This window comes from Ruegeria sp. YTSC325 (genome assembly GCF_059609525.1).
In genome coordinates this window covers 125698-150235 of the sequence record NZ_JBXWLY010000001.1, presented here as the reverse complement: position 1 = coordinate 150235, position 24538 = coordinate 125698, and the positions used below count along the sequence as shown (strand labels likewise).

The 24538-nt window shown below is 54.5% G+C and carries 22 protein-coding genes; 13 read left to right on the top strand and 9 right to left on the bottom strand.

Translation table 11 applies throughout. The annotated features are described in order from the left end of the window. Positions 1-52: 52 nt before the first annotated feature. The 3 genes from AC2FF7_RS00750 (at position 53) to AC2FF7_RS00740 (ending at position 2490) form a co-directional block, all read left to right on the top strand. Complete coding sequence (locus AC2FF7_RS00750; RefSeq protein ID WP_496905048.1) at positions 53-940, top strand: MurR/RpiR family transcriptional regulator; 888 nt, start codon at positions 53-55, stop codon at positions 938-940. Beyond that, positions 937-2028, top strand: coding sequence for an aromatic ring-hydroxylating oxygenase subunit alpha (locus AC2FF7_RS00745; RefSeq protein ID WP_496905047.1), 1092 nt, complete (start codon positions 937-939; stop codon positions 2026-2028). Before AC2FF7_RS00750 ends, AC2FF7_RS00745 begins: the two co-directional genes overlap by 4 nt. Positions 2029-2106: 78 nt before the next feature. Next, positions 2107-2490 (top strand): carboxymuconolactone decarboxylase family protein, encoded by a 384-nt coding sequence (locus AC2FF7_RS00740; RefSeq protein WP_170353640.1) that lies wholly within the window; start codon positions 2107-2109, stop codon positions 2488-2490. Between the two features lie 232 nt (positions 2491-2722). Here AC2FF7_RS00740 and AC2FF7_RS00735 read toward each other — a convergent pair whose 3' ends face one another. Both AC2FF7_RS00735 and AC2FF7_RS00730 read right to left on the bottom strand, forming a co-directional pair. Next, a complete protein-coding gene (locus AC2FF7_RS00735; protein ID WP_496905046.1) occupies positions 2723-4393 on the bottom strand; it encodes a pilus assembly protein TadG-related protein in 1671 nt (556 codons plus the stop codon). A 1004-nt stretch (positions 4394-5397) separates the two neighbouring features. Beyond that, the gene (locus AC2FF7_RS00730; RefSeq protein ID WP_496905045.1) at positions 5398-6423 is read right to left on the bottom strand and encodes a hypothetical protein; all 1026 of its coding nucleotides are present in this window, start codon (positions 6421-6423) and stop codon (positions 5398-5400) included. Positions 6424-6616: 193 nt separating this feature from the next. Between AC2FF7_RS00730 and AC2FF7_RS00725 the strand changes: the two genes are divergently transcribed. From AC2FF7_RS00725 to AC2FF7_RS00715, 3 genes are read left to right on the top strand one after another with little or no spacing between them, the layout of a single operon-like run. Next, entirely contained in the window at positions 6617-7345 is a 729-nt protein-coding gene (locus AC2FF7_RS00725) for a PepSY domain-containing protein (RefSeq protein ID WP_496905044.1), read from the top strand. Between the two features lie 38 nt (positions 7346-7383). After that, positions 7384-8043 (top strand): response regulator transcription factor, encoded by a 660-nt coding sequence (locus tag AC2FF7_RS00720; RefSeq protein ID WP_170353643.1) that lies wholly within the window; start codon positions 7384-7386, stop codon positions 8041-8043. Continuing rightward, positions 8043-9392, top strand: coding sequence for a sensor histidine kinase (locus tag AC2FF7_RS00715; RefSeq protein WP_496850265.1), 1350 nt, complete (start codon positions 8043-8045; stop codon positions 9390-9392). The genes AC2FF7_RS00720 and AC2FF7_RS00715 overlap by 1 nt, the downstream gene beginning before the upstream one ends. Positions 9393-9782: 390 nt before the next feature. On the opposite strand, the gene AC2FF7_RS00710 is transcribed toward AC2FF7_RS00715, so the two are convergent. Next, positions 9783-12926 (bottom strand): efflux RND transporter permease subunit, encoded by a 3144-nt coding sequence (locus AC2FF7_RS00710; protein WP_496905043.1) that lies wholly within the window; start codon positions 12924-12926, stop codon positions 9783-9785. A gap of 12 nt (positions 12927-12938) precedes the next feature. Then, positions 12939-13913 carry an efflux RND transporter periplasmic adaptor subunit gene (locus AC2FF7_RS00705; RefSeq protein ID WP_480866705.1) on the bottom strand — a complete coding sequence of 325 codons (975 nt, stop codon included), beginning with the start codon at positions 13911-13913 and terminating at the stop codon, positions 12939-12941. 273 nt (positions 13914-14186) lie between these two features. Between AC2FF7_RS00705 and AC2FF7_RS00700 the strand changes: the two genes are divergently transcribed. From AC2FF7_RS00700 to AC2FF7_RS00690, 3 genes are all read left to right on the top strand, one after another. Then, the gene (locus AC2FF7_RS00700) at positions 14187-14816 is read left to right on the top strand and encodes a TetR/AcrR family transcriptional regulator (protein ID WP_480866703.1); all 630 of its coding nucleotides are present in this window, start codon (positions 14187-14189) and stop codon (positions 14814-14816) included. A gap of 521 nt (positions 14817-15337) precedes the next feature. Next, complete coding sequence (locus AC2FF7_RS00695; protein WP_496905158.1) at positions 15338-15826, top strand: CHAP domain-containing protein; 489 nt, start codon at positions 15338-15340, stop codon at positions 15824-15826. 151 nt (positions 15827-15977) lie between these two features. Further along, entirely contained in the window at positions 15978-16295 is a 318-nt protein-coding gene (locus AC2FF7_RS00690) for an ester cyclase (protein ID WP_480867147.1), read from the top strand. Between the two features lie 421 nt (positions 16296-16716). Here the strand turns inward: AC2FF7_RS00690 and AC2FF7_RS00685 are convergent, their stop codons facing one another. Continuing rightward, positions 16717-17688: an adenylate/guanylate cyclase domain-containing protein gene (locus AC2FF7_RS00685; RefSeq protein ID WP_496905042.1), complete on the bottom strand. Its 972-nt coding sequence runs from the start codon at positions 17686-17688 to the stop codon at positions 16717-16719. Between the two features lie 407 nt (positions 17689-18095). On the opposite strand from AC2FF7_RS00685, the gene AC2FF7_RS00680 reads away from it, so the two are divergent. Then, positions 18096-18410, top strand: coding sequence for a hypothetical protein (locus AC2FF7_RS00680; protein ID WP_170383373.1), 315 nt, complete (start codon positions 18096-18098; stop codon positions 18408-18410). 220 nt (positions 18411-18630) lie between these two features. Here the strand turns inward: AC2FF7_RS00680 and AC2FF7_RS00675 are convergent, their stop codons facing one another. Then, complete coding sequence (locus AC2FF7_RS00675) at positions 18631-19458, bottom strand: heparin lyase I family protein (protein WP_171125007.1); 828 nt, start codon at positions 19456-19458, stop codon at positions 18631-18633. A 770-nt stretch (positions 19459-20228) separates the two neighbouring features. Here AC2FF7_RS00675 and tnpA point away from each other — a divergent pair. Further along, on the top strand, positions 20229-20645 hold the full coding sequence (gene tnpA / locus AC2FF7_RS00670) for an IS200/IS605 family transposase (RefSeq protein ID WP_496905041.1): 417 nt from the start codon (positions 20229-20231) through the stop codon (positions 20643-20645). Between the two features lie 19 nt (positions 20646-20664). Here the strand turns inward: tnpA and AC2FF7_RS00665 are convergent, their stop codons facing one another. Beyond that, a complete protein-coding gene (locus AC2FF7_RS00665; RefSeq protein ID WP_496905040.1) occupies positions 20665-21600 on the bottom strand; it encodes a LysR family transcriptional regulator in 936 nt (311 codons plus the stop codon). A gap of 112 nt (positions 21601-21712) precedes the next feature. Between AC2FF7_RS00665 and AC2FF7_RS00660 the strand changes: the two genes are divergently transcribed. After that, positions 21713-22156 (top strand): cupin domain-containing protein, encoded by a 444-nt coding sequence (locus AC2FF7_RS00660; protein WP_496905039.1) that lies wholly within the window; start codon positions 21713-21715, stop codon positions 22154-22156. Between the two features lie 4 nt (positions 22157-22160). Next, positions 22161-22961 (top strand): glutathione S-transferase family protein, encoded by an 801-nt coding sequence (locus AC2FF7_RS00655; protein WP_496905038.1) that lies wholly within the window; start codon positions 22161-22163, stop codon positions 22959-22961. A gap of 166 nt (positions 22962-23127) precedes the next feature. Here AC2FF7_RS00655 and AC2FF7_RS00650 read toward each other — a convergent pair whose 3' ends face one another. Together AC2FF7_RS00650 and AC2FF7_RS00645 are read right to left on the bottom strand one after the other, a co-directional pair. Continuing rightward, positions 23128-23421 carry a DUF1330 domain-containing protein gene (locus tag AC2FF7_RS00650; protein WP_496905037.1) on the bottom strand — a complete coding sequence of 98 codons (294 nt, stop codon included), beginning with the start codon at positions 23419-23421 and terminating at the stop codon, positions 23128-23130. Between the two features lie 109 nt (positions 23422-23530). Beyond that, a complete protein-coding gene (locus tag AC2FF7_RS00645) occupies positions 23531-24373 on the bottom strand; it encodes a cytochrome C (RefSeq protein ID WP_496905036.1) in 843 nt (280 codons plus the stop codon). Between the last annotated feature and the right edge of the window lie 165 nt (positions 24374-24538).

Below are 24538 nucleotides of genomic sequence, written 5' to 3'. Positions count from 1 at the left end.
GAGTCGCTTTTCTGCTCGACAGGCTAATTCCACATTTGTACCATCGTCAATCATGAATGACACAAATGTATCATCAATCGTTCTCGACCGCCTTACGGAGGAATGGGAGGCGCTGACGCCCGAGGCGCAAAAGGCTGCACGCTATGTGCTGGAAAACCCCACGGATGTTGGGGTTTCGACCGTGCGCGAAATCGCCGAAGCCGCCAAGGTGAAGCCCAACACTTTTGTCCGCATGGCGCGGCAAGTGGGGTTCGAAGGGTACGAGGATTTCCGCGCCCCGTTTCGCGACGCGATTCGGCGCGGCACCGCGTCGTTTCCGGACCGCGCGCGCTGGTTGCAGGACATTGGCAAGTCTGGAGAATTGGGCGGGCTCTATGCTGACATGATTGGCGCCGCGATCCGAAATATCGAAGACACCTTCGCCGGGATCGACGCCGAGCGCCTGCAAGCGGCGGCTGAAGATATCTGGAATTGCCGCCAGATTTTCACGCTGGGCGTGGGCGTCAACAACTCGAACGCGCGCAATTTCACCTATCTGGCCTCGACGGGGATGAAGCAATTCCACGCCATCCCCCGTCCCGGATCAACTCCGGTCGACGATCTGGCCTGGGCCGATGAACAGGACGTGCTGATCGCCATCACCTGCCACCCCTACCGGACCGAGGTGATCGATGCGATCAAGCTGGCCCGGCAACAGGGCCTGACCGTCGTGGGTATATCGGACAGCCCGGCCAGCCCGGTCATTCTGAACGCGCAGCACGGCTTTGTCGTGGCAGCTGATACACCGCAATTCTTCCCCTCCTCCGTCTCGACCATCGCCTTGCTGGAAACGCTGCTGTCCTTTGTGGTGGCCGTCTCCAGCGACGAAATCGTCGAGCGGGTGGAGCGGTTTCATCAACGCAGACACCAACTTGGCCTCTACGCGGAGGAGCCCGAATGAACGCCCCCCTGACCCACTCACTGGACGCGCGATACTATACAGACCCCGCGATTTTCGCGCAGGAAATGCAGGGGCTTCTGGCCCGAACATGGCAATTTGCCGGTCACGTGGCGCAGGTGCGCGAACCGGGAGATTACTTCGCGTTTGAAATCGCAGGCCAGAACTTGTTCTGCATTCGGGGTCGCGACGGGGAAATCCGCACATTTTACAATGTGTGCCAACACCGCGCGCATGAGATGGTCAGTGGCGCGGGCAATACCCGCGTGGTCGTCTGCCCGTATCACTCATGGACCTATGAGCTGACAGGTCATTTGCGGGCCGGCCCGAATATCAAATCCGTTCCCGGTTTCGACCGCAGCGCGATCTGCCTGACCTCGGTCCGGACCGAAGTGTTCAACGGTTTCATCTTCGTCAACCTCGACGATGATGCAGCCCCCATGGACGATTGGTATCCCGGCGTGCGCGAGGAAATCCGTGCGTTTGTGCCGCATATCGACGACCTGGAACCGCTGGAATGGGTGGAAATCCCGGAAAACTGCAACTGGAAGGTCAGTATCGAGAATTACTCGGAATGCTATCACTGCCCGACCAACCACCCGACTTTTGCCGAAGGCGTCGTCAAGCCCGAGACCTATGACATTCAGCCCGACGCCAGCGGCGGCTATGTCCTACGTCATACGACCGAGTGTCAGAGCCTCGACAAGATGACCTACCCCATCGACATGTCCGTGCCTCATGCGGGCGACTACCAGTCGTGGTTCCTGTGGCCAATGTTCTCGTTCCAGTGCTATCCGGGTAACGTATTGAACACCTATCACTGGCGCGCGAATGACGCCGATCACTGCAACGTCTGGCGCGGATGGTATACCGAGGGCGGATCGGAAAGCGCCGTCATCCGCCAACTGGCCGTGCAAGACCGCGAGACAACGGTCGAAGAGGATATCCGTCTGGTCGAATCCGTCCACCGCGGCCTGAAATCCCGCGGCTATCGCCCCGGACCGCTGGTGCTGGATCCCGGCTGTGGGGTTATGTCCGAACATTCAATCGCACGGTTGCAACAATGGATGCGCGACGCCATTGATGGCTGACCTGCCTAAAGGCTAGGAAAATAGGTCGAATTTTCTTGGCCCGACGCTTAGCGTACAAACAAAACTTCAGAGGTGAAAATGTCAGACCTGTTCAACGAAGACCTGTTTCTGAAAGGCCTGGAACAACGCAAAAACACTCTTGGCGCAGAATATGTCGAAAAGAACCTCGCGGCGGCTGACGACTTCACCCGCCCATTCCAAGAAGCAATGACAGCATGGTGCTGGGGCTTTGGGTGGGGTGATGATGTCATCGACGCCAAAACACGGTCGATGATGAACTTGTCGATGATCGGCGCCCTGGGCAAAATGCATGAGTGGGAAATTCACTGCAAAGGCGCGATCAACAACGGTGTTTCACCAGAAGAGATCCGCGCCATCATCCATGTCATCGGTATCTATTGCGGCGTTCCACAGGCTCTGGAATGCTTCCGCGTTGCCCGTAAAGTTTTGGGCTATTCCTGAACGACCCCATCCAACGCCTGACACTTCGAAATTCAGCACCGTTCGCACGTACTGGATGTGCCGAATTTTGGTTTGCCTTGCGCCAGCGTTGAGCGCGCAGTGATTTGGGACTTCGACAGATCCTCAACCGCCACACTGCTGGGCTAAAGCAAAAAAATCGCCCGGCCCTTTCGGAACCGAGCGGTAGAGGGAAAACGAAAAGGAGCACACCACGTGTGCTCCTTTTGCATGGTTACTGAATCAGCCGCAGCTTCTGGATGGAACCGGCAATCGACACGAACGAGTCGATGATCTCTTCGCCGGTAACCTCGTAATAGTGCGAAGGCGACGAGGCGCATGCCTTGACCTCGGCCGCCGCCTGATCTGAAGTTTCAAACGCAACCGCATAGATGATCACGTTGTTCGCCTTGGCCAGCTCACACTGCTGTTTGAACAGCTGCAAGTTGGTAACCTGTGACGATGTAATGGTCGTGTCTTCTGACGGGCGCGAGACCAGCTCGGTCAGACCGTTTTCTTCTTCCATTTCATCAGCTGGGCGAACCTGCGGGCTGGTCCGGCCATCGGTCATGATGACGATGTATTTCGACGTGTCCTCATGATCCCAGTTTAGGGGACGGTTCGCGAATTCAGCCGGAACCTCACCCATTGTGCTGAGATAGGCAAAGGCATCGCGCGAGGACGGGTCCAGCAGAGCCAGCGCATATTTCAGGCTGTAATTGGTGCCAGTGCCGTCGAACAGACGCAGGTTGTCAATAAAGCTGTGCAGAGTGACCTCGTCGTTCTGAGCGTATTTGATGCTCATCTCGTCATCCGGGCACCAACCCCAGTTCTGCGTGGTCTCGTCATAGTCCCAATTCACGAAGTACGGCACCTGCTCGGTCGAACCGGATGGCAATTGCGACGTCATGAAATCGGAATATGAAAGTTCCAGACAGGACGATTCATTGTTCGGGATGGTCTGGTAGTATGAGTGGAAATCATTGAACTGCAATTCAGCATCGATATTGTTGAATTTAGTTTCGCTGGCTTCCATGTCACCCGTGACGCTGTAGTATTCGGTTGCTTGCTTACCACCCTTGATCGAAGCACCAACCAGTTCTGCGTCTTCGGTCAGGACAGAGTTCTCGATGGCGAAATCCTTGACGTAGTAATAGTAGGTGTCGACGTCGTCTTTGTCGAAACCATCCACGTCGTTGTCCGGAAAGCTGTCAATCTTTACAGAGTAATCCGGTGAACCGTCGCCGCTGGTGTCAAACCAGAAGACAACGTTGGAAATATCCTGCTTCCAGGTCGGGAAATACCCCTCTTCTGTGGTCGTGCCAAACCGTTCACCACCCAGGTATTCGAACATCGTCGACCCCGGGTTTGTTTGACCAGCAAAGGGGATGACATTGATCGAAGTCTGCTTGTCCGCCTTGGTCCCCGTTGTGGAGTCTTCATTTCGGCTGAGGCTTTTGGTGATGAACGCCTTGGCGGCAGCTTGCATCAAGTCGACACGGTTGTTGCTGCCCATACTGCCCGAAATATCCAGCACCAATGAGATCTCGGTATGGGGCGCAGCTTCATTGGCCGCGGCTCCGATACCCAAAGGAATAGAGTCGATACCACTCAGGCGCATGAATTTTGTATCGTATTCTGCCCCGATCGCTGCGGCGACCGTCCGGTCCTGAAACGCCTCTTGAACAGCTACTGAGCTTTGGTACTCCGACAGCCCCTGCGCCGCCAGATGCGCATTAACCACTTCCTCTGGTGGCAGTGTCTGCTCGAGGTTGGCGGCGGCAAGCACCGCATTGTCAAGAACCCACTGTAGCTTAACGCGGTCGCGCTCATAGTTGGCGACATCAACTGCGATTCCCGTCGCGGCCAACAACATGAGAAAGACGAAAAGCGCAAAAATCGTCAAAGCGCCTTCTTCGCCAGTGGCGAAACGTCCCTTTTTAGAAGGACCACTTAAAATTGAGTTCAGTTGTCTTCGAGTCCGAATTCTGGGCATTTGAATCTCCGGGGCAACGTAAATTTTTTTCACCATTGCCTGAGATTTTGTCCCCAATTTGCCACAAATCGGGTGTTTAGATTACAATAAATGAATGTGAAATGAACTGAAAATTAACGAAGATTTTCTACAGAAAAAGGTTCTAAATAGTCATTCAATAACAAGAAGTTAAATAAATTCATACTGCGTTGAGAATCCCCCTGATCGGTTCATTTTCAATTAATACTCTGAAAAAATAGCTCGAAAATTGCGATTTTTGGGGCGGACTGGAACAATTGGAAAACTCCCGAAAACCAAAGCCTATTTGCCTACGCTGGGAACGGCTACGTCGATTCGGCGAATTAAAGTGGCGTTGTTCTCATTTTCGCAACAACTTTAACGGAAGTTGAATAATGTATTCGCACTTCATTCAATCAAGATTTGGCACAATTCGTATTAATTGAATCTGAACACCTTAATCGTCCCGAGATTCTGCAAAGGGAATAACATGACAAAGTCTGCCATATTGATTGCAACACCGTGGTCTTCGGTGGAGCGATACACATTTAAGTCGGTCAGGTGCAGCAGCAGCCCTGCGGTGGGAATGCGGGGTCGTGAACGTTTTCCTCCGATCAACATTACGCTTGCGGGCATCGTCAGAGAAATGCGGTTTCAGGAAGAAAATAAACCCGCCGCGCCCAAGTGATTTCGGACCAACATTCTGGCGCTACTCGCCCCCAAAAAAGGGAAAAGCCCGCTCATAATAAGAGCGGGCTTTAATTCGCGCCTAGAGTGAGTACGGGTGCGCGATCCTTTTCGTCTTCAGTTCACATCCATTAGTCGATTACCGGGCCAGCCAATGTTTTGTAGGTGGATGATAAAGGCTGGCCCGGCTCTCGTTGCCTCCGTGAGATTCAGGGCAATGAGATCATGTCTTATTCGAGCCCGAGCATGGCTCGCACCGTCGCCTCCACTTCGTCGGTTACAGGTTTGTTCGCCGCATCTTCAAGCGCTTCACGCTCCAGGTCTGGCTGCTGTTCAACTTGCTCAGTTAGATCTTCAACTTCTGCAACCGCATCGTTGTAGTCGACAGCATCCTGCAGCTCATCCGCAATTTCCTGCTCCTCCTTTACGGCTTCCGCAAGCTCTGCTTCTGCAATGCCCAACGCCTCTTCGATTGCTTCATCCTCACCACCGGCATCCGCCAGGTCTTGTTCCAGACCGTCGACAACCTCTTGTTTCTCGTCGACATTTTGCTGCGCTTCATCAAGCGCATCTTCGATCTCATCGGTTGTACGATCGGGCTGTTCCAGGCCCGCAAGCGTTTCGATCGCTTCTTCCAGATCCTCTTCGAGGGCAAAACCTGCCAGCACGGTATCACGATAGATTGCGATCCGGCCGACACGGGAATTCGGAGAGGCATTCAACAACGCTGTCGGGCTGGCATTGGCCGCATTCAAGGCACCAAGTTCAGAAGGATGGGCCTGAAGAAGCTCGGACGCTTTGACCTTTTTGCTCCGGCCCTGTGGCCGAACAGATGTTGTCACTTCGGTCACGGCATCTTTCTGCTGAGAGCCAGAGGATACGGAACGGCTGGACTTGGACGATTTCTTGGACGACTTATTGCCTTGGAAAAAATCCTTCAAAGAGAAGCCTTTTCCCCCAAGCGACTTACTTCCCGACCCCGCGGTTTTCTTACCGCTACGGTTGAGTCCCCCTTTACCCTTTGCGCCATCATTTTTGCCTGCGCCTTGGCCGCCATTCCCTTTGCCGCTGTTACCTTTTTCTCCACCGTTACCGCCGCCATTGCCTTTACCGCCACCGTTGCCCCCGCCATTGCCTTGCCCCCCTTTGGCAAAGGCGGGTTCAGGCACCGCGACCGTCATAACAACAGCAGCAGAGCCAACTAAGGCCACGGCAACAGCAGAAGCTTTCAGGAGGTTTGTCGTCTTGATCTTCATGTTCACTTACTTTGGCCCTCGCGGATCGAAATATTCCGAACGACAGCCCCCACTTAGTCGCCAGAGGCAGAATCACCCCTTTGATTGCATTTGACATGATGCACACTGAACACACGAAAAACTGTTTGTTCATCACTAGTTCACATAGAATTAATTAATCTTTAGGGTGATCTACGCAAAGGCAGTAACCGTGATGTTAAAGCTTGTAGCAGTAACGCTTTTTGCCACCCTTCTCATGACTGGTGAGGGGTTTGCTGACGCGCGCGAACTTAAGCAATCCGAGTTACGCCAGGCGACAAAGACTGGCAGTGCAATTCGGTTGAAAAGAGTTATTCGTGGCGTTGAAAAAGTGTTTGGCGGCACTCCTGTGGACGCACGCGCGTTTCAGACGGACAGGGTCTACTACCGGATTCTGGTCAAAAAACCCAACGGCAGCATTATAAGTGTTATTGTTGATGCCCAGACCGGCGTTGTCGTATCGAATCGATCTAGTGTTGGTCGGCAAATACGCGAAGCGGCTCAGGCGAATAACGGCAAATCGGCCAATTCCAAAAGCCAAGCTGGAAACCGGGCCAACAGCGGAAACAACAATGCCGGTGGAAACGGCAAAGGCAACTCCGGTGGCAATGGTAATGGCAATTCCGGCGGCAACGGCAACTCCGGCGGTGGCAATTCCGGTGGTGGCAACTCCGGTGGTAATGGCAATTCCGGCGGTAACGGTAATGGCAATTCCGGCGGCGGTAACTCCGGTGGTGGCAACAGCGGTGGCGGTAACTCCGGTGGTGGCAACAGCGGTGGTGGCAACAGCGGTGGCGGCAACTCTGGCGGTGGCAACAGCGGTGGTGGTAACTCCGGCAGTGGCAACAGCGGTGGTGGTAACTCCGGCGGCAACGGTAACGGAAATGGCGGACGCGGAAGATAACCGATGAACATTTCGCCGAAGCATTGTAGTTTTCACCTATGAGAGTATTGCTTGCAGAGGATGAGCCGCATCTTTGCGCTCAGATCAAAAAACTTCTGAACGCCGAAGGCCGGGTTGTGGACGTCGCGCACAATGGGCTTGAGGCGCTTCATCTTGGATCAACTGAACCGTACGACGTGATCGTTTTGGACGTCGGTCTGCCGGAACGGGACGGTATCTCGGTTTTGCGGGAATGGCGCGCGAACGGCGTCAAGACCCCAGTGCTGATCCTTACTGCACGGGATGGCTGGAGCGAACGGGTCGACGGTCTGGATGCTGGCGCCGACGACTACATGACCAAACCCTTCCATATGCCCGAGCTGGCAGCCAGAGTGCGTGCGATCCTACGTCGACAAAGCGGACAGCTTAATCCCCTGATCGAGATGGGGGGTGTGTCACTGGATACCAAAAACGGACGAGTAACAGCGAAAGACGTTCCGGTTGATCTGACTGCACAGGAAATTGCTGTGCTGACCTATCTGGCGCATAACCGGGGCCGTCTGATCTCGCGCACCGAGCTTTCCGAGCATATTTACGAATATGATGGTGATCGGGATTCGAACACGATCGCTGTCTTCATCACACGTCTTCGAAAAAAGCTGGGTCCCGAACTGATCAAAACCGTACGCGGGCGCGGCTATATGATCGACAGCGCCTGATGCTGTCACTACGGGAACGAGCCCTGCTGGGCGGCGTTGCCACGGGTGCCATCTCGGTTGCGGTGGGCACTTTGGCAGTTCTATCCTACATCAACTCAAGGGTCTCGGATCAATTTGACTCCAATCTGCGTGACCGCCACACGCAGCTCGTTGTCGGGCTAAGTGTCACGACAGACAACCCGGATGCATTGCAGGATCTGATGTTCGATCCGGCCTATGGCACACCTTATTCAGGGCGGTATTGGCAGGTGACCAACGGAAGGGATGAGGTTTTCACCTCGGCTTCTCTGTTCGATGAAACCATCGCGGAACCTGTCGTTGCCACGGCGTCCGCAACCTTCTGGAACACAACCGGCCCTGAAGGTGAGGCCCTGCGCAGTATCTATCAGGAAATCTCGTACGAGGACGGAACCGTATGGGGCGTCAGTGTAGCCGAGAGTCGCGACGAGCTCATTGCCGAGCGCCGGGCCGCGCAGCGCAGCCTGCTGCCGGTGTTTACTCTGGTGGGCCTGATTGGGGTCGCCGGATCTTTGCTTTTGATGTCTGCGATCATGGGTCCTCTTCGCAAACTTCGCACAGATGTTGCACATCGCTGGGACACGGATGAGGGGCTCAAGCCTGACGACTATCCTGATGAGGTGTCGCCATTGGTCGACGACCTCAACAAACTTTCAAGGCGTAATCGGGATATTGTATCAGGGTCGCGTCGACAAACTGCCGACCTTGCGCATGCGCTCAAGACGCCGACAGCGATCCTTCGCAATGAATTGAGCAGCCTTGCTGAACATGGCGCCACGATCGACACCGCGCAGGAAGCACTGGACAGGATAGACGCTCAACTCAGTCGTTCATTGGCACGAATGAGGGCTATGAACACAGCCGAACTTAGCCATTCGCGCGCAGATCTGTCCAATTCGGTGGACCGGTTGTCGCGCCTGTTTTCTCGCATGGCCGAACGTGACGGCAAAGAGCTCGAAGTCATCCGACAAAAAAACCTTTGGGTACGGATGGATCCCCAGGACATCGAGGAAGTCCTGGGTAATTTGATGGACAACGCTGTCAAATGGTGTCGTCAAACTGTGCGTGTTTCGGCGATGGCCAAAAGGAACAGTATTGAAATTCATATCGAGGACGACGGACCGGGTATCCCCGAGGATGACCGGCGCGAAGCTCTTCGATCAGGCGGGCGACTAGACACCTCTGTCGCTGGAACGGGACTAGGTTTGGCGATTGCGGTCGATTTGCTCAACGCATACGGAGCCAAGCTGGATCTGGGCAGATCAAAGGTGCTGGGCGGGTTGGAATGTCGTGTTGTGATCAACTCGATCCACAAGAAACCATCAAAATAGGCGGAAGAGCACACAAATTCTGTGTTGATGGCGGAGACGAAGGCAGTATAACTAATTCGTTAAAGCACTATTAAATATAAACAATATTTAATACTCTTTTGGAACCACCACCAAATGTACCACACCGATCCTAATGTCAGGCGGAGCTTAAACCGAGGCTCAAGCAAAGCAGATGATCCGCTTGCTGTCTCATAGAAGCCACTCATGCAGAGCTCAACGTATGCCGCCGATGAGCTCAAAACGGCTATCGCCGCGATAGCCAAGTGCAGTAGATTCTAGAAAAGCAGATTGCGCATAGTCCACTTACGAGACGAAGCAGATTAGAAAGCTTGCGTTGAACCACGACCACATCGAAGCATTACAACCCGCCTATAGAAGGCGACTCAATCCTCACTCTGCCACAAGTGCAACAATATCATTGCAGGGCTCAGAATGGTCGTGATTGGCCGAATTTATTTTGTTGAATGTTCCTCGATACACCAAAGCGAAAACGGGTGGAGTGAAGTAAAACGATACAACGGTTGACAACAGAACGCCTCCGGCGATTGCCACGGCGAATGGTGGCCAAAATGCACCTCCGCCCAATATCAGAGGCAGGAAGCCGCCAAATGTTGTGACCGTGGTCGAGACAATGTGACGGCTGGAACCAATAACGACGCGAGCCATGGCCGCCTGATCGCCCTGGCTGGCCTGCCGGTCTTGTTGCAACCCGGTCAAGATAATGATTGCAGCGTTGATCGAAACCCCGATTGAACCAATGACCCCAATTATCGCGTTTATTCCAAATGGGAATTGCATAACTGCCAGCGACAACATTGAAAGGCCTGCGGACAGAACGCAAACGACCAAGGTCACAAGTGTCAGGCGAAACGAGTTAAAGGTTAGCACGATGGTCGCGATGGAAAGTGTTACGATCAAACCCACGGACGCGAGCAGATTACCCACGGTATTGGATCGAGCATCACTGTCTCCGCCTAAAGTCATCTTGTAGCCTTGCGGCAGATCAAACTCCGACGCGTCAAGCGCCGTTAATACGTCCTGCAATGCTTCTTCAGGCAAAACACCGGGCACTATAAACGCCTGTATAGTGTTCTCGCGCGTGCCATCCGTTCGGGTTATGACGCTTTCGGCCGGTTCGATCACTGGCCGGGCTAGTTCTGACAACGGTACGCCGGGAAAAACTCCGATCGCAGATATTTCAGCAGCGTTCGGCAAAAGGATCGGCATACTGACAATTGCGCTAAGATCTGATCGTACCTCGTCGCCTAAGCGAACGCGTACTGGCAGTTGTTCTGTCCCTTCGATCAGTGATCCGCCGGTAATGCCCACAAGCGCCGAGTCCATCTGGCCAGCTATATCCGCTACGTCCAGCCCCAACAGACGGGCTTTGACCTCGTCAATCTCGAACCGAATTTGGGGATTGCCTCCGTTCACACTCGCACGCGCCTGGGTCACCAAATCGAGATTTGCCATGACCGAACGCACTTCGTCGCCAAGATCGCGCAAAACCGTGATGTCCTGCCCCTGAATTTTGACTTCAACCGGTGCAGCGACTGGGGGGCCCTGTACAAGATTGCGAACGATGATCTGAGCGTCAGGAAAGTCGACATCTAGACGGTTCTGCAACGCTCCAACAAGGCGGGCAGCGTCGTCGGCCGTGTCGGTCGTGATCATGGCTTGTGCAAACCCAGGCTCGCGTGAACGGTTACCAACGATGTTGTAGTAGAATGCCGGGCCAGACTCACCCACAGTCCAGTAAACACTCTTGACGCCGTCATCGGCCAGTAGGATTTCGTCAATCTGTCGCGCGGTTGCTTCGGTGGTGGCGATTGAAGTTCCACCTGGCATGTCGACCTCGATATAGAACTGGTTTCGGTCGACGCCCGGAAAGAACTGCGCAGTCAGGGTTGGAAAGGCCGCAAAGCCAAGCACGGGCAAGACCAATGCCAACGCGATGGATCGCACCGGATTAGCAACGGACAATCGAATTGACGCCTCAAACAAGCGGGCAAGCGGGGGGATACTGATACCACGGCTCAGCATTCCTGCGTCAGGGCGATCGGATAGTAACCAGCCGGCAACGGCTGGAGTCACTGTCAACGCCACAACCAAGGACCAAACAAGCATAAGCACGACGGCTATAGCGATAGCACCGACAAAGTCGCCAGCGGGCCCCGGAAGCAAGATCATCGGCGTGAAGGCAAGCGCCGTTGTCACAGTCGACGCCAGCAACGGTGTAGCCAACCGGCGAACAGCATCTCGCACGGCCGCAAGCCGTTCCATCCCATCCTGCAGACGGCGCCGAATTTCATCGGTCATTACGATCGCTGCGTCGACCAGCAGACCGAGTGCAACAATCAGACCCGTTACGGACATCTGATGAATTGGCAATCCAATCATGTTCATTGTTGCCAACGTTGCCAATGAGACAACCGGCAACACCAAAGCGACAATCGCTGCTGCCCGCACCCCCAAGGTAATGAACAAAACAGCCACGACCAGAGCCACGCCAATAGCCATGTTGATCGCAACCTCTGACAAACGATCCGTCGTGTACTGGCTTTGATCAAACAGCAGTATTTCCTTCATGCCCAAAGGTACCGATGCGGTCCCGGCCTCAAGCTCATCCCGAAGAAAACCGGTCCAGCGGTCGATCTGTACGCCATCCTGCGCCAGTACCCCGACTAGAACGGACGGATTGCCGTTGGCAAACGCGATTGAAGACTGCGGTTCGCGCGCGCCACGGTCCACGCTGGCAATATCTCCGAGCTGCACAACGGCACCTTCCGCGTTTTCACGCAGGACGATGCTCCTAATACGGTCCAGAGTTTCAATTTCACCGCTGATGCCTATGGTCAGGTCGACATCGGACTGCAACCGCCCAGACTGAACCTTTCCATCTGCTTCGGCGATTCTCTGCGAAATTTCTGCGGCGCCAAGCCCAAGCGCAGCGGCCTTGTCCATATCGACACTTACGAGCACCTCTTCTTCCGGCTGACCGAAATAGTCCACTGCCCGCGTAGCAGGTATCGCGCGCAATCTGTCACCCAACGCTTCGGCATGACGCGAAAGCAAAGTTATCGGAAAGTCAGGCTCTTCGGCCGCGACCGCGATAACAGCAGAATAGGCAGAAATACCCTCGGCATCGAATTCCGGCTGCCCGACTCCACTCGGAAAGTTTTGTCGAGCGTCTTCAACCGCATCCCGAGCCTCGGCCCAAACCTGCTCAATCGTGGCCTCGTCCAGCGTCTCGAGCAATTCCACCGAAACAACCGAAACGCCCGAGCGGGATACAGAACTGATTTCATCCACCTCGGCAATTTTCCGAAGCTCTTCTTCGATTTCTGCAGTAACCAACGCTTCGACCCGTTCAGGGTCTGCACCCGGGAACTGCGTCGTAACAGTAGCGAAGAGGTTGGTAATCGTTGGGTCTTCCTGCCGCCCCAGTGATAGGAACGAAGACAGGCCTGCAGATACAAGCACCAAAATTATGAGGGCGACGAGCCGGGGATGGCGAAAGGTAAGGGTTTCCATCATGTCGCTCCGTCACTCGCCAATGCTGAAGTCGACGCGCTGACCGACGGTAACGCGCTGCGGCCCTTGATCAATCAGGACGGTGCCTTCAGGAAAAACGCCTCGCACAAATACACGGTCATCTTCGGCATGAAGCACTTCGACCGTTGCCAGTCGCACAGTCTTCTGCGCGTCGGCAACCAGCAACGTCCATTGCCCGCGCTTCCCCTCTTTAAGTGAAGTCGTGGGCACCCAGGTTCCTGCGTTCTGGACGGGATCAAGTACATGCACCCGGGCAGTTTGTCCGAAGGCAACGTCCGGTCTGTTCCTAAGATCGAAAAGCGCAGTTCGTGTTCGGGTTACCGGATCAATATCGGGTCGCAAAGTTGCAAGGTCAGCCCTATAGCTTTGATCTTCTATTTCAATTTCAACGTCGGATAGCAACGCAGGGTCAACGTCGAGCGGGATACCGATCCGAACCTGCGGCGACACGACCTCGACTATTCCCAAAACCAACTGCCCCGAACGCAAAGTCTCTCCGCCGTCCACGTGCCGAGCGGTTATTTGACCCGCAAAAGGTGCCTCGATGCTGGATTTCGCGATCCGAACGGTGACGTCGCGCAATCCCGCATCCAGTTCACCAATTCTGGAAAGCAATTCATCTTGCTGGGAAACTGCCTCATCGAGGCGGGCCTGACTGGTAAAGCCTTGCTCGATAAGTTTAGCGTTTCGCTCGACGGTTTTCTTTGCGAATGCAAGTTGGGCTGCAATGGCATCGCGTGATGCTGACAGTCTTTCGCGTTCGACCTCCAACAAAGCTACATCCAGTGTTGCGAGAAGCTGGCCCTTAGCGACCTCGTCACCCTCATCCACCAGGATGTGGTCCAGCGTACCATTCAATTCGAAAGAGATATCCGCTGAACGCTGAGGTTCGACTTGTCCGATGAACACACGGTCGACCGTGTAAGCGCTCTCCGACGTGATGAGCGTTGCTGAAACAGGGGTCACTGCGGCCGCTTCCGGTGAAGGAACAGCATCTGCCCTACGATTAAGCTCTGAAGCGCCAAGGTAAACTGCAGCAGCTGCGACGGCTATAAAACAGATAGTTACCAAGAGACGCACAATACCGCGCAGCATACGCGAAAATAGGTTCGGCTTGGTCGTTTCAGTTGGTAAATCCGCAGGACTCGACATTTGGGGACCTCATCAAGTTAGCATCTCTAACATATGTTAGAAGTTCTCACTTTGACAAGGAATACGTGATCTGGCACATGTTGGATCATGAGCAGCACAGATAAATATCACGCAACAACCAGCCATTCAGTAAGCAAGAAAGCCTACCATCACGGCGATCTCCGCGCTGCGCTGATCGAGGCAACGCGGCAGTTGGTTGAAGAGAAAGGACCAGACAGGTTCTCCGTTTCCGAGGCCTGCAGACGGGCGGGCGTATCGACTGCGGCACCGTACAAACACTTTAAAGATAAGACAGAAATGCTGGTCGCGACAGTTCTGGAAGGGATGGACCGTCACCGAAGCAAAATGCTAGCAGCGCTTGACGGCATTTCTGAAGGATCTCCCGAGCGCATTACTGCAATCGGTATGGAGTATATTGCTTTCGCCTTAAGTGAGCCCGGGATATTCAGATTAAAATTTGGCGGCTTTACAGACCGCATCGCGGATCCCCGACTGGAAGAAGGCGGTCAGCAAAACTTTTCGATTCTGCTAACTGAGGTTGCAAAATGCCTTGGGGAACCGGGAATCACAGAAGAAGTCCGTCGTCGTGGTTTTTTGTTGTGGAGCTTCGTGCACGGGCTGTCTTTCATTCTGCACGATAGGAGACTTGCGGAAAAAGGCGAAGAGTTTGATCTGCACGCTATTCTTGAGGACGTTTCGGAAAGAATGCTGAATTAATCGTTCTTTACCCAAAAAACGTGACTGGCCGCTGATAGGATACAATCTAGAGCATTATCACGCAGACTTCGACGCGACTGCCTAGGTCCACAAAAATAGGCATTTACAATGCGCAGCGATTGTCCGTTCTACAGCCAATGTACTTTTGCGCCAAAGTTAAGTACTAAGATCCGCTGTTCAAACAAAAAACGCTACTGACAGGAACGTTGGCGCAGCGGTCACTGATGAACTACGCACGGAACGTCTCCTTCGGGCCGCTAGTTACCGGTGCAGCGCGGTCAACCGACGGCGACTACGCACGGAAAGCTGACTTCGCAAAGCCTCGCGCTCGGCCCGCAGATCGGGAACACCACCTGGCAAATTCCTGCCGGGGAATAAACTAGGCTCTTTTCACAGGCCGAAAGATCGCCTTAAAACTCTAAAACCGCTCATACCGGCAATGTAGTTTCTTGCAAAACAGCGACAGCAAAACGAATGCCAAATGGCAGCGCCTACCCGGCGCTGCGCGTACTGCGTTTGCGATGGGGTTTTTTGTTCTTGTATCTGCCTGTGCTCAGAGTTCAAACGACGCGGATCTCGACCCAGAACGTCAGTCCATGGCGTTGCTCGAGGTCTCACAAAAACAAGCTCGAGGACAAAGGGTGTGGTGCGTACCCTACGCACGCAACCTCAGTGGCATCGAAATTCGCGGAAACGCCAAGGACTGGTGGGGCAAAGCGCGCAATAATTTTGAGCGAGGCAGTGAACCGGTTGTCGGAGCGGTCATGTCCTTTAGAGCAACCCGAGGGATGCCCCTTGGTCACGTGGCTGTCGTATCCGATGTTATCACCGACAGGGAAGTCATCGTGAACCATGCCAACTGGCACCGCAACAAGGTATCATTGAAAATGGGCGTCAAGGATGTATCCAAAAACAATGATTGGACGTTGGTCCGGGTTGAAAGCCATCCGGGGAGATATGGCAGTTTTTACCCGGTGAACGGTTTCATTTATCCCAAATTCGGCGGTTAGCCTTCATCAATTATACGTCGCATCGCGCGCAAATCCGACGGATGCGTCACAAGCGGCCGGCGGGCGCAAGCGGGTCAAGGACAGAAAAGACGGTTTACCCTTCCAGCATTGTTTTTTGGTGTTGGCTGTATCCACCTACCGCTAGACTACGATCATCCCACGAAGCGAGAGCCAGATCGGACCTGAGGGCTACAGAATGGACTATGAACGCTGGCGACGCGCGTTCCCCGATGGAGAGGTGAAGGTCACAAACGTAGTAGTAGATGGCGACAGAGCAGTGGTTGAGTTTATTAATCGCGGAACCCATACCGGCCTTCTTGAGTCTTCGCTTGGATCGTTCGAACCAACTGGTAGGTGGCAAGAGACGCGCTATTGCAGTGTTATGCGGGTCAAGGATGGCAAAGTAGTAGAAGGTCGGGATTACTACGATGCTGCTTCTATCGCTCAGCAGCTGGGTCTCGTGTCATGACGAAACATCTCAAGGCATACTGGCCATCTCGCTAGCTAACGTTGAACGTCGGCTTGGTCCGCACAGCGGTCACTGATGCACTGCGCAGCGAACGACTGCCTTGAGCCCAAAGCAGACATGGAGAAAAACGGCGATATGTGATAGCCAACAGGGAATAATTCAATGCTGAGTGCCAAATGGTTTGCAACCCCGTACCTAAGAAAGTCACCCATATTCCGGATTTCTTTGCCCTTGCTACCTGTCCATTTTGCCGCGATCAGCAGGTTGTTTCCCACCGTGATTTAAAGAGCAAGGGTAGGCCAATTGATGGAACTGCGGAGTGGGTGTGCTCACTTTGCAAGGGCATTCCGCGAAAAGGGCAATTTGATTGAATTATCCCCCGGGGGCGGGGCTGATCTTCGAGGTCATACCCAGCGAGCAGCTATCGCCTCCATTGCAAACGGTAGACTGTGTGATCATCTGGAAGTCCTTTGAGGACCAAAGATCGTGCGGCCGCAAATTCGAACTCGTGATTTCCCCCAACTATGGCTCTAGTCACATCCGACACAAGAATTTCACCCGGATTGGCCGATGAAGTTATGCGAGCCGCTTTGTTGACCACGGTTCCGAAGAAGTCGCCACGCGCCAAAACAACGTCGCCGGTATGAATGCCAACTCGTAGGCCCAAGCGCGGTTCCACATCGCTCAAAGCCACGGCTTCCTGTATTTTGATCGCCGCCAGAAGCGCTTCAGTCGCTGATTGGAAACTGGACAATGTCCCGTCTCCCAACGACTTCACGAATTGCCCCCGATGTGTTGCGACAATACTCTCAACAGTCTGAAAATGCTGATCTATCAACGCCGACCAACCCTGATCTCCCATGGCCGCCGCGAGCATCGTACTGCCTTCGACATCAGTAAACAGCACCGAGGCCAAACCTTCTGCCTGAAGCAATTCCGGACCTTCTTCGAGCGCAGCTTTCACAAGAGTTTGAATGGCCAACTGTTCGCTACCTACAAAATCTATATTTGGGTAGGGAAGAGAGGCGTGACGATTAATGATCTTCCATGACGCACCCTCTAAGACGAACACCAGCACCGTGCGGACGATGTAATCATCTCGAAGCCCGGGAAACCCAACCCGATGTAGAAAAGCAGACCAGCCCGTCTCTCCGTTCTCGAAGGCTTCGGCTTCGAGAACTTCCCACACATCCGGCTCTGGCATTTCGCCGATGAATTCGCCGACTCCATCCCGGACAACCTGACCTTTCCAAAACTCATTCTCGCCAGTTCCAATGAAGCGGAGATCGACCGAGTCGGAAAGGTAGTCCTTCAAAACGTGCGTATTTAGGGTCCTGATCGCCTCAAACCAGCGTTCTGTAACAGCAAGTATCTCAGGAGAAGCCTTGACCACAACTGATACTCCCAACACAGGCGAAACAAGCGCAAAGTAAATTCGTCGATCTGGAATTAGCCGTACTGAACTCTACCACCTTTATGCTGCCTACGCACAAGCATGTAATTAAGGAAGAAGATGGTAGAGGCGCCAAGCACACCTTGGACCATGCAGACCTGAGACAGAGTTGTTGAAGCTCCGTCTCGCCGGCGCTCTTAGGGCTTGCTTCGAGTTTCAGCTTTGTCCGCATCGCTGTCGCTAGCGAAGTTTCGGCGAATGACCAAACCGAGCACGAAACGTCCTATTAGGCTGCTGACAATATCTGTAGTTTTGACTCCTGCAAATTTGAAAATTGCTTTGTGAATTAGGTCACATCTCAATGAGTTTCATTCTGATATTTTGTTAGTATCGAGGGAGATTTAATCATGAACATGGTTGCTGCACTCGCACTGCTATCTGCTCTTTTTTATTGTATTGCTATGGTCGCCATGAAGTCATGGTGGACACTACCCAGCCTGGGCGTGGCAACCATAATCGCTGTTGCCTTACTGACAGCTGGCGCATTCGAAGTTGCTGCTCTGGGGCATGAAAAACTGGGGCTGATTTACGTGGCTGTAATGGGAGCTGAAGTCATAATTTTGGGTGTAGTCTCACATTTTTTCTTCGAAGAGGTGTACTCAGTCAAAGAAGCTGCCGGGATGGCACTAGTTCTTGTTGGAACAGCTGTCGCCTGGACTTAGCCCTTCGATTTCACAACGATCTTGCTGCTCAGCGACCTCTTTGAGCGCCCCTATAGTTCGCATAGCAGACATTCACGTTTCGCAAGTTTAGGTCTGCCATCTGTCCATAAGCGGATATCTGACCAAATGACTACGATGTCCGCGTTGAGCCCAAAACAGACGCTGTAGCAATTGACGGAACAGATGAATTTCCTCGTTTGCTTAGCCCCAAGGAGGAGGCTCAATCGACCGGCCTCTTCTGCAACTCGACAGCGACCTTTTCGTAGGATTTCCCCATGCGCACTTCGTCAAAGAAGACCACCTGCGTTGGCATGGGCCCGCCATTGCGGCTCACGAAACTCCGATAGATCCCGTATTTGAAGTAGTAGGACTTTGGCTTGTAGTTCTGATTGAACCGATGGACCGCGACCTGCTTTCCGTTCTTGAAGACCTCGATCGTACCAGGGGCGCCCTGCGTGTTCAGCCGAACGACGAAGTCGGTCCACTTGCCCCGCATCTCGCTTATCGTTGCCAGGTTGTAGTCCTTGATGTCATTCCGCACGTTGTCAAAGGGCCCCGAAAGAACGTGCACACGCAGGAAGTAGCGGTTGCCGAGCATCTCCATCTGGAAGACGCCGGGCTTTGAGGGAAATCCGCCCGCAAAGCCCGTAGGGCCGCCTTTCATTCTGACCTGGCCAACGGTAGTGCGGACCTTGGAGCTTGTCTTAAAGTCGCCTGGAAGGTAGACCGAGAATGCGATCCACTGATCGGTTCCGTGCTTCCATTCTTTCTTCACGTATAGCTCAGAGCGCTCCCGGTCGTTGTCGCAATCTGACCACCCATCATCCCAGCCGCAATCGCCTGCGCGGACCTCAAAGCGCTGAGACCGCGTCCCCTCTCTACTCAAACCCTTAACCTTGGAGTATCCGTGCTTCGTCTGGTTCTTCTGCAAGCTGCGATCGGTCGGCAACCGCTGCGCTGACACTTCGTTTGGCAGGCTGAGGCCAAGCATGGAGGCAATCAGGAAGGCTGCGGCAAGTACAAACGCGGACGGCTTGAGTGCTTTCATGTCGTGAGGTCCTTCCGTGTATTAACGCTAGGGAGCGGTTGCGCGCTTGCACATCTAATGGAAACAAACATTTGCCTTCCCGGTTCCTGCGGAAACCGTGTAGCTGATATTGCCACACTAACAACTGCCCGAAAACTCAGTTAATTCTTTCATCCCTTGGCCTCCTTGCAAATCAAACGTTGGGGCAAACCGTAGAATTTGTCAAAGTGGGCTCGTAGCGGTCATTTGTTGCGCTTGTGACTAACGTCGGCTTTGGGCCGAAAGCGCTGGTGGAACCGATCCATTCGAACGGCTGCTAAGTCCGCATAGCGGTCGTTCAAAAGGAGCGCAGCGAACGGCGTATCTGAGCCCACTGCCGACCTTGCTGAATGATGCAGAGACCGACGCGATACGCGGTTTGCGGACATCGCCAGTGAAAGAGGCAGCCGACAGCGATCTATCCTGGGTGTCCGCGCGGCTGCAATGCAGCTTCACCGAACCGGCCATTGGCGCGCTGTGCAGCGCGATGGACTAGGCGAATGACTGGGTCGCGGGACCAAGAAGACTCGTGCAGCCGCAGCTGCGCGAAAGTCTGCATTGATACATTGGCGGAAACAAATCCGGCTGTCGGTATCTGACCCCGTGGCAGCTCATTTAGTATCCACGCCTTGGAGCAAACCCACCGACTTCCAGTCGGTTCCGCTTTAGCGTGAATCGAAGAGCATATGTCCTTACCCTCTGGAAAATGAGCCGCAGCCCGGTGGAAGGCTCATTTTCCAGAGGGTAAGGACATGCAATACGACACCGGCAGCCACTGTGTTTTCTACCACCGCTACCACATCGTGTGGTCGACGAAGTATCGCTACAAGGTGCTGACCGGCGATATCCGGCTTCGGGTGCGAGACATCTGCCGTCAGGTCTGCCGCGAGCGAGGTGTCGACATCATCCGCGGCGTGCTGTCGGCGGATCATGTCCACATGTTCGTGTCGGTGCCGCCAAGGTTGGCGATCAGCGACTTGGTACGGTTGATGAAGGGGCGGTCTTCACACAAGATCCAGAGGGAGTTCCCTCAACTTAGAAAGCGCTACTGGGGAAGACGCTTTTGGGGGCGCGGGTATTTTTCAACGACCAACGGCGCCATTACGGAAGACGTCGTACTTCAGTACCTGGAGCAGCACATCGCCGATCCTACCGGCGCCAGCCGGTAGTGGTTCAGTTTGGATAGAGTCAGGAGGTATCCATATCCAGCGCCGTCATGAGATCAAAGATTTGGCTTCGTATCCATGCAGCCATCGGCGCGGTGTCTGCGCGCTTATGCCAGATGCCGATGATCAACGCTGGCTGAATGTCCATCGGGGCGGCGAACAAGCTCAGCCCGAATGTGTCGGCCACTTTCTTGGCCAGCTGCGCAGGAACGAGTGCGATAAGGTCGCTTTCACTCACCGCGCGGCAAACGCCGCTGAAGACGGGGACGGTCATCGCAACCTGTCTGCGTTTGCCAACCCGGGCAAGGGCCGCATCACCCATGGCTGCAAGATTGCCTTCGGGGGAGAACAAGACATGGTGCAGCGCGCAAAAGGTATCCATCGGCATCTGCATCCCGGTATCAAGCCCCGCGATGCCCGGATTGCCCTTGCGAGCGATGACGTAGAACGGCGAATGGAAAAGCGGCTGTCGATTGACCCATTCCGGCAGTTCTAAATCCGGGATCAGCGCAATGTCGGCGTTGCGACGTTCAAGACTGGCCACATAATCGTTCGGAACCAGATCAACGAGCTGTGCGCGAATATTGGGCGCTGACTTTTGTAGGAGATCCCCCAAGGGAGGCATAAGGAGCTCCGCGAAAAAGTCGCTGGCGGCAATCCGGAACGTTCCTTCTGCGGTTTGCGGATCAAAGGTTGCAGGCGGCGCGAGCAAGGTTTCCAAACGCGACAGTTCCTCACGCAAGCCGGTTTCAATCGCGGCTGCATAATCCGTGGCAACCAACCGGTTCCCTTGCCGGACGAAGAGCGGGTCATTCAAGGCATGGCGAAGTCGCGACAGCGCGCCGGAGACAGCAGATTGCGACATGGCCAGCCTGTCGGCTGCCTTGACGGTCGAGCCTTCGCGAAAAAGCGCGTCGAGCACACGCAAAAGATTAAGATCGAGTGTGGCGAAATTCACTTGGCCGATATCCTATATCTGACAATGCGGTTTGCGTGATAGGTTGGCCCTGTTGTATTCATCTGTCAACGAAAGCGCTTTCGTTTCAATCCACTACTGAGGGAGAGAAACGATGAAAGACCTGGCTCAAATCGACGGCGCCATCGAATGGCTCGGCGTCCAGTACAAGACCATCCTGAGCCCCGAACAGACGGGCGGCACGATGTCCATCGTGGACAGCTGGTCCCCGGCGACCAGTGGCCCTCCGCGTCATGTTCATCAGAACGAAGACGAAACCTTTGTCATCCTCACCGGGGCTTGCAGGTTCTGGCTGGACGGCGACGAATTCACCGCAGGCGCGGGCGATAGCGTGTTTATCCCGCGCGGCAAGGAGCACACATTCAAAGTTACCGACGATGGCCCGTGCCGGCATCTCGTGATCCTCACGCCGGGCGGTTTCGAAGGCTTCTTTGCCGACATGGCCGCCGGTCAGTGCCGCATCCCCGAGGACATGCCCGCCATCGAAGAGAGCGCCAAACGGCACAACATGGCCTTTACCGGCCCTCCGTTGGATTGATCAGATGAACCACAAGCACATCGTCTACCACATCCCCGTCTGTCCCTTTTCGCAACGGCTGGAAATCCTGCTGGCTCTTCGCGGGTTGACGGATGCCGTGGAGTTTCGCGTCGTGGACATCACCAAGCCGCGCGACCCGGAGTTGCTGGCCAAGACTCGGGGCACCACAGCCTTGCCCGTGCTGGAAACCAGCGACGGGCACATTCTGAAGGAAAGCCTTGTGATCCTTCGCTACCTGGACGAAGCCCTGCCGGGGACGCCGCTCAGGCGAAGCGATCCCGTCGAGCACGCCATCGAGTCTATGCTCATTGCCCGTGAGGGCCCCTTCACCATGGCGGGCTATCTCTATGTGATGAACCAAGATCCCGCCAGCCGGGATGCCCACCTAGACAAACTCCTCGCGCTGTATCGCGACATGGACGACTTCCTTGGTCATCATAGCCCAACCGGCCCTTTCCTCTTTGAGGATTTCGGACTGGCCGAGGCGGTCTTCACCCCGATGTTCAAACGGTTTTGGTTTCTGGACTATTATGAGGGCTTCAGCCTGCCTGAGGACCATGGATATGACCGGGTCCGCGCGTGGCGTGATGCTTGCATGGCACATCCTGCCACTCAGCAAGTGACTGAAGAAGAGATCGTCAAGCTCTACTACGATTACGCGCTCGGCGCAGGAAATGGAGCCTTGCCGGAAGGCCGCAAAGTGTCCAGCTTCGCATTCGAACCTTCTTGGCAATCAAGGCCCATGCCTCCAAGGGACAAATATGGTGCGCCTGCCAACGATAAGGACTTGGGCCTTGTCGCCTGAACATCGCACCAATTTTCCCTGTACGGACATTTGTTCCCATCGCAGCATTCGTCGCTATGGGCATCTACTCAGTCATCTGAGTGCTTCTGTCAGGAACTGAGGTGGCCTCGGGTTCCGAACGACCGAGTCGCGGGACGGCGCTGACATTCGTCGTAGATTGAGGCATTTACCCGATCCCGTCGACTACAACTAGATTGGTCGAGGCTGTCGCGAGACGGATTTTCGCCAGCTCTTTATACTCTGGGTCGCTGTGCCATGCTTTTGCCTCTTCCACAGACGGAAACCGCATGATCACAGTGCGAGGTTTCGCCCATGATCCCTCAAGAACATCGGTCTCAGCGCGCGATGTTGCTAAGAGTTCCCCTCCATGACGAAGAAAGCTTGGCATGAACCCATCGAGGTAGGCTTGATAAGCGTCCGGGTCATGTATGTCGAGCTGACCGATTACGTAGGCTGGCATGATATTCTCATTGTCCTAATGTTCCTCGGCTATGATTGGATATCCTGTTTGCGCACGGGCAACTGTCAGGATGCCAACGCTCGAAGGCATAGAATGAATGCCATACCATTCAGCCTGGGCCCGGTAGCGGAGGGAGTTGGCGCAAGTATAGAATTACCGCGTCGATATCCTCGGGCGTTATCCGGCTGTAGTATCCGTAACCCATGGGAGGCAGCATCGGTGTACCGTCAGGCCTAACGCCGCTTGTGATCATTTGCTTTAGCTCGGCATCTGTCCATTCCGCGATGCCGTCATCTGGATGCGACGTCAGGTTGGACGAAATCGAAGTCCCCCAAGGGCCGTGGAACTCGAAACCACCCGCACCAAGCTGATTGACCCAATCAGGTCCCATGGGGCCCATTGGACTGTGACACTCAATGCAATGCGCCACCGGTCCGGCCAGATACTCTCCATATTCGACTGTCACACCTTCTTCCGGATGCGCGACACTCGTAACGGGCGGTCCGTATGCTGGCGGTAACGGTATGTCATACACGCTTTCGCCGGGATCATTCTCAACCGCGGGCAGGCTTCGCATATACATAACGATCGACATTACGTCGTCGTCCGACAAACGACTGTAGAGTGCTATTGGCATTGGGGGCCCGATCACCCGCGATCCGTCCGGAGTGACCCCTTCCCGAATTGCCCGGGCAAATTCCTCATCCGTCCAATCCGCCACACGTCCACCCGGCGTGATATTGGGCGCAATTGCGGTAAAGCCTGGTGTCTTTTCAACCAGGCGGCCCGCCTGGTTCATTCCCATAACGGGTCCATTGGGTCCGATCGGCGTGTGACAATTGCCGCAGGCGGCAGGTCCTTCGACAAGGTATTCGCCTCTCTCCAAAGTCGGCGCTGCAAACGCCATTGTGCCACAGACAATGGCAATTCCCGCCAAGCCAATGGTTTTCATGTCTGTACCCCCTTTTTTCCAAAGGATGGCATAGCAAGCGAATTTTCCAAAGGTTTTTGACGCGAGCTTCGCGCGCGATCTAATTCAGAACTACAAAATGAAGATGGCTTTGGCGGCTGGGCGGGCTCTACCGTGCGCGCCTCGATTTGTCTTGAATAGTTATCA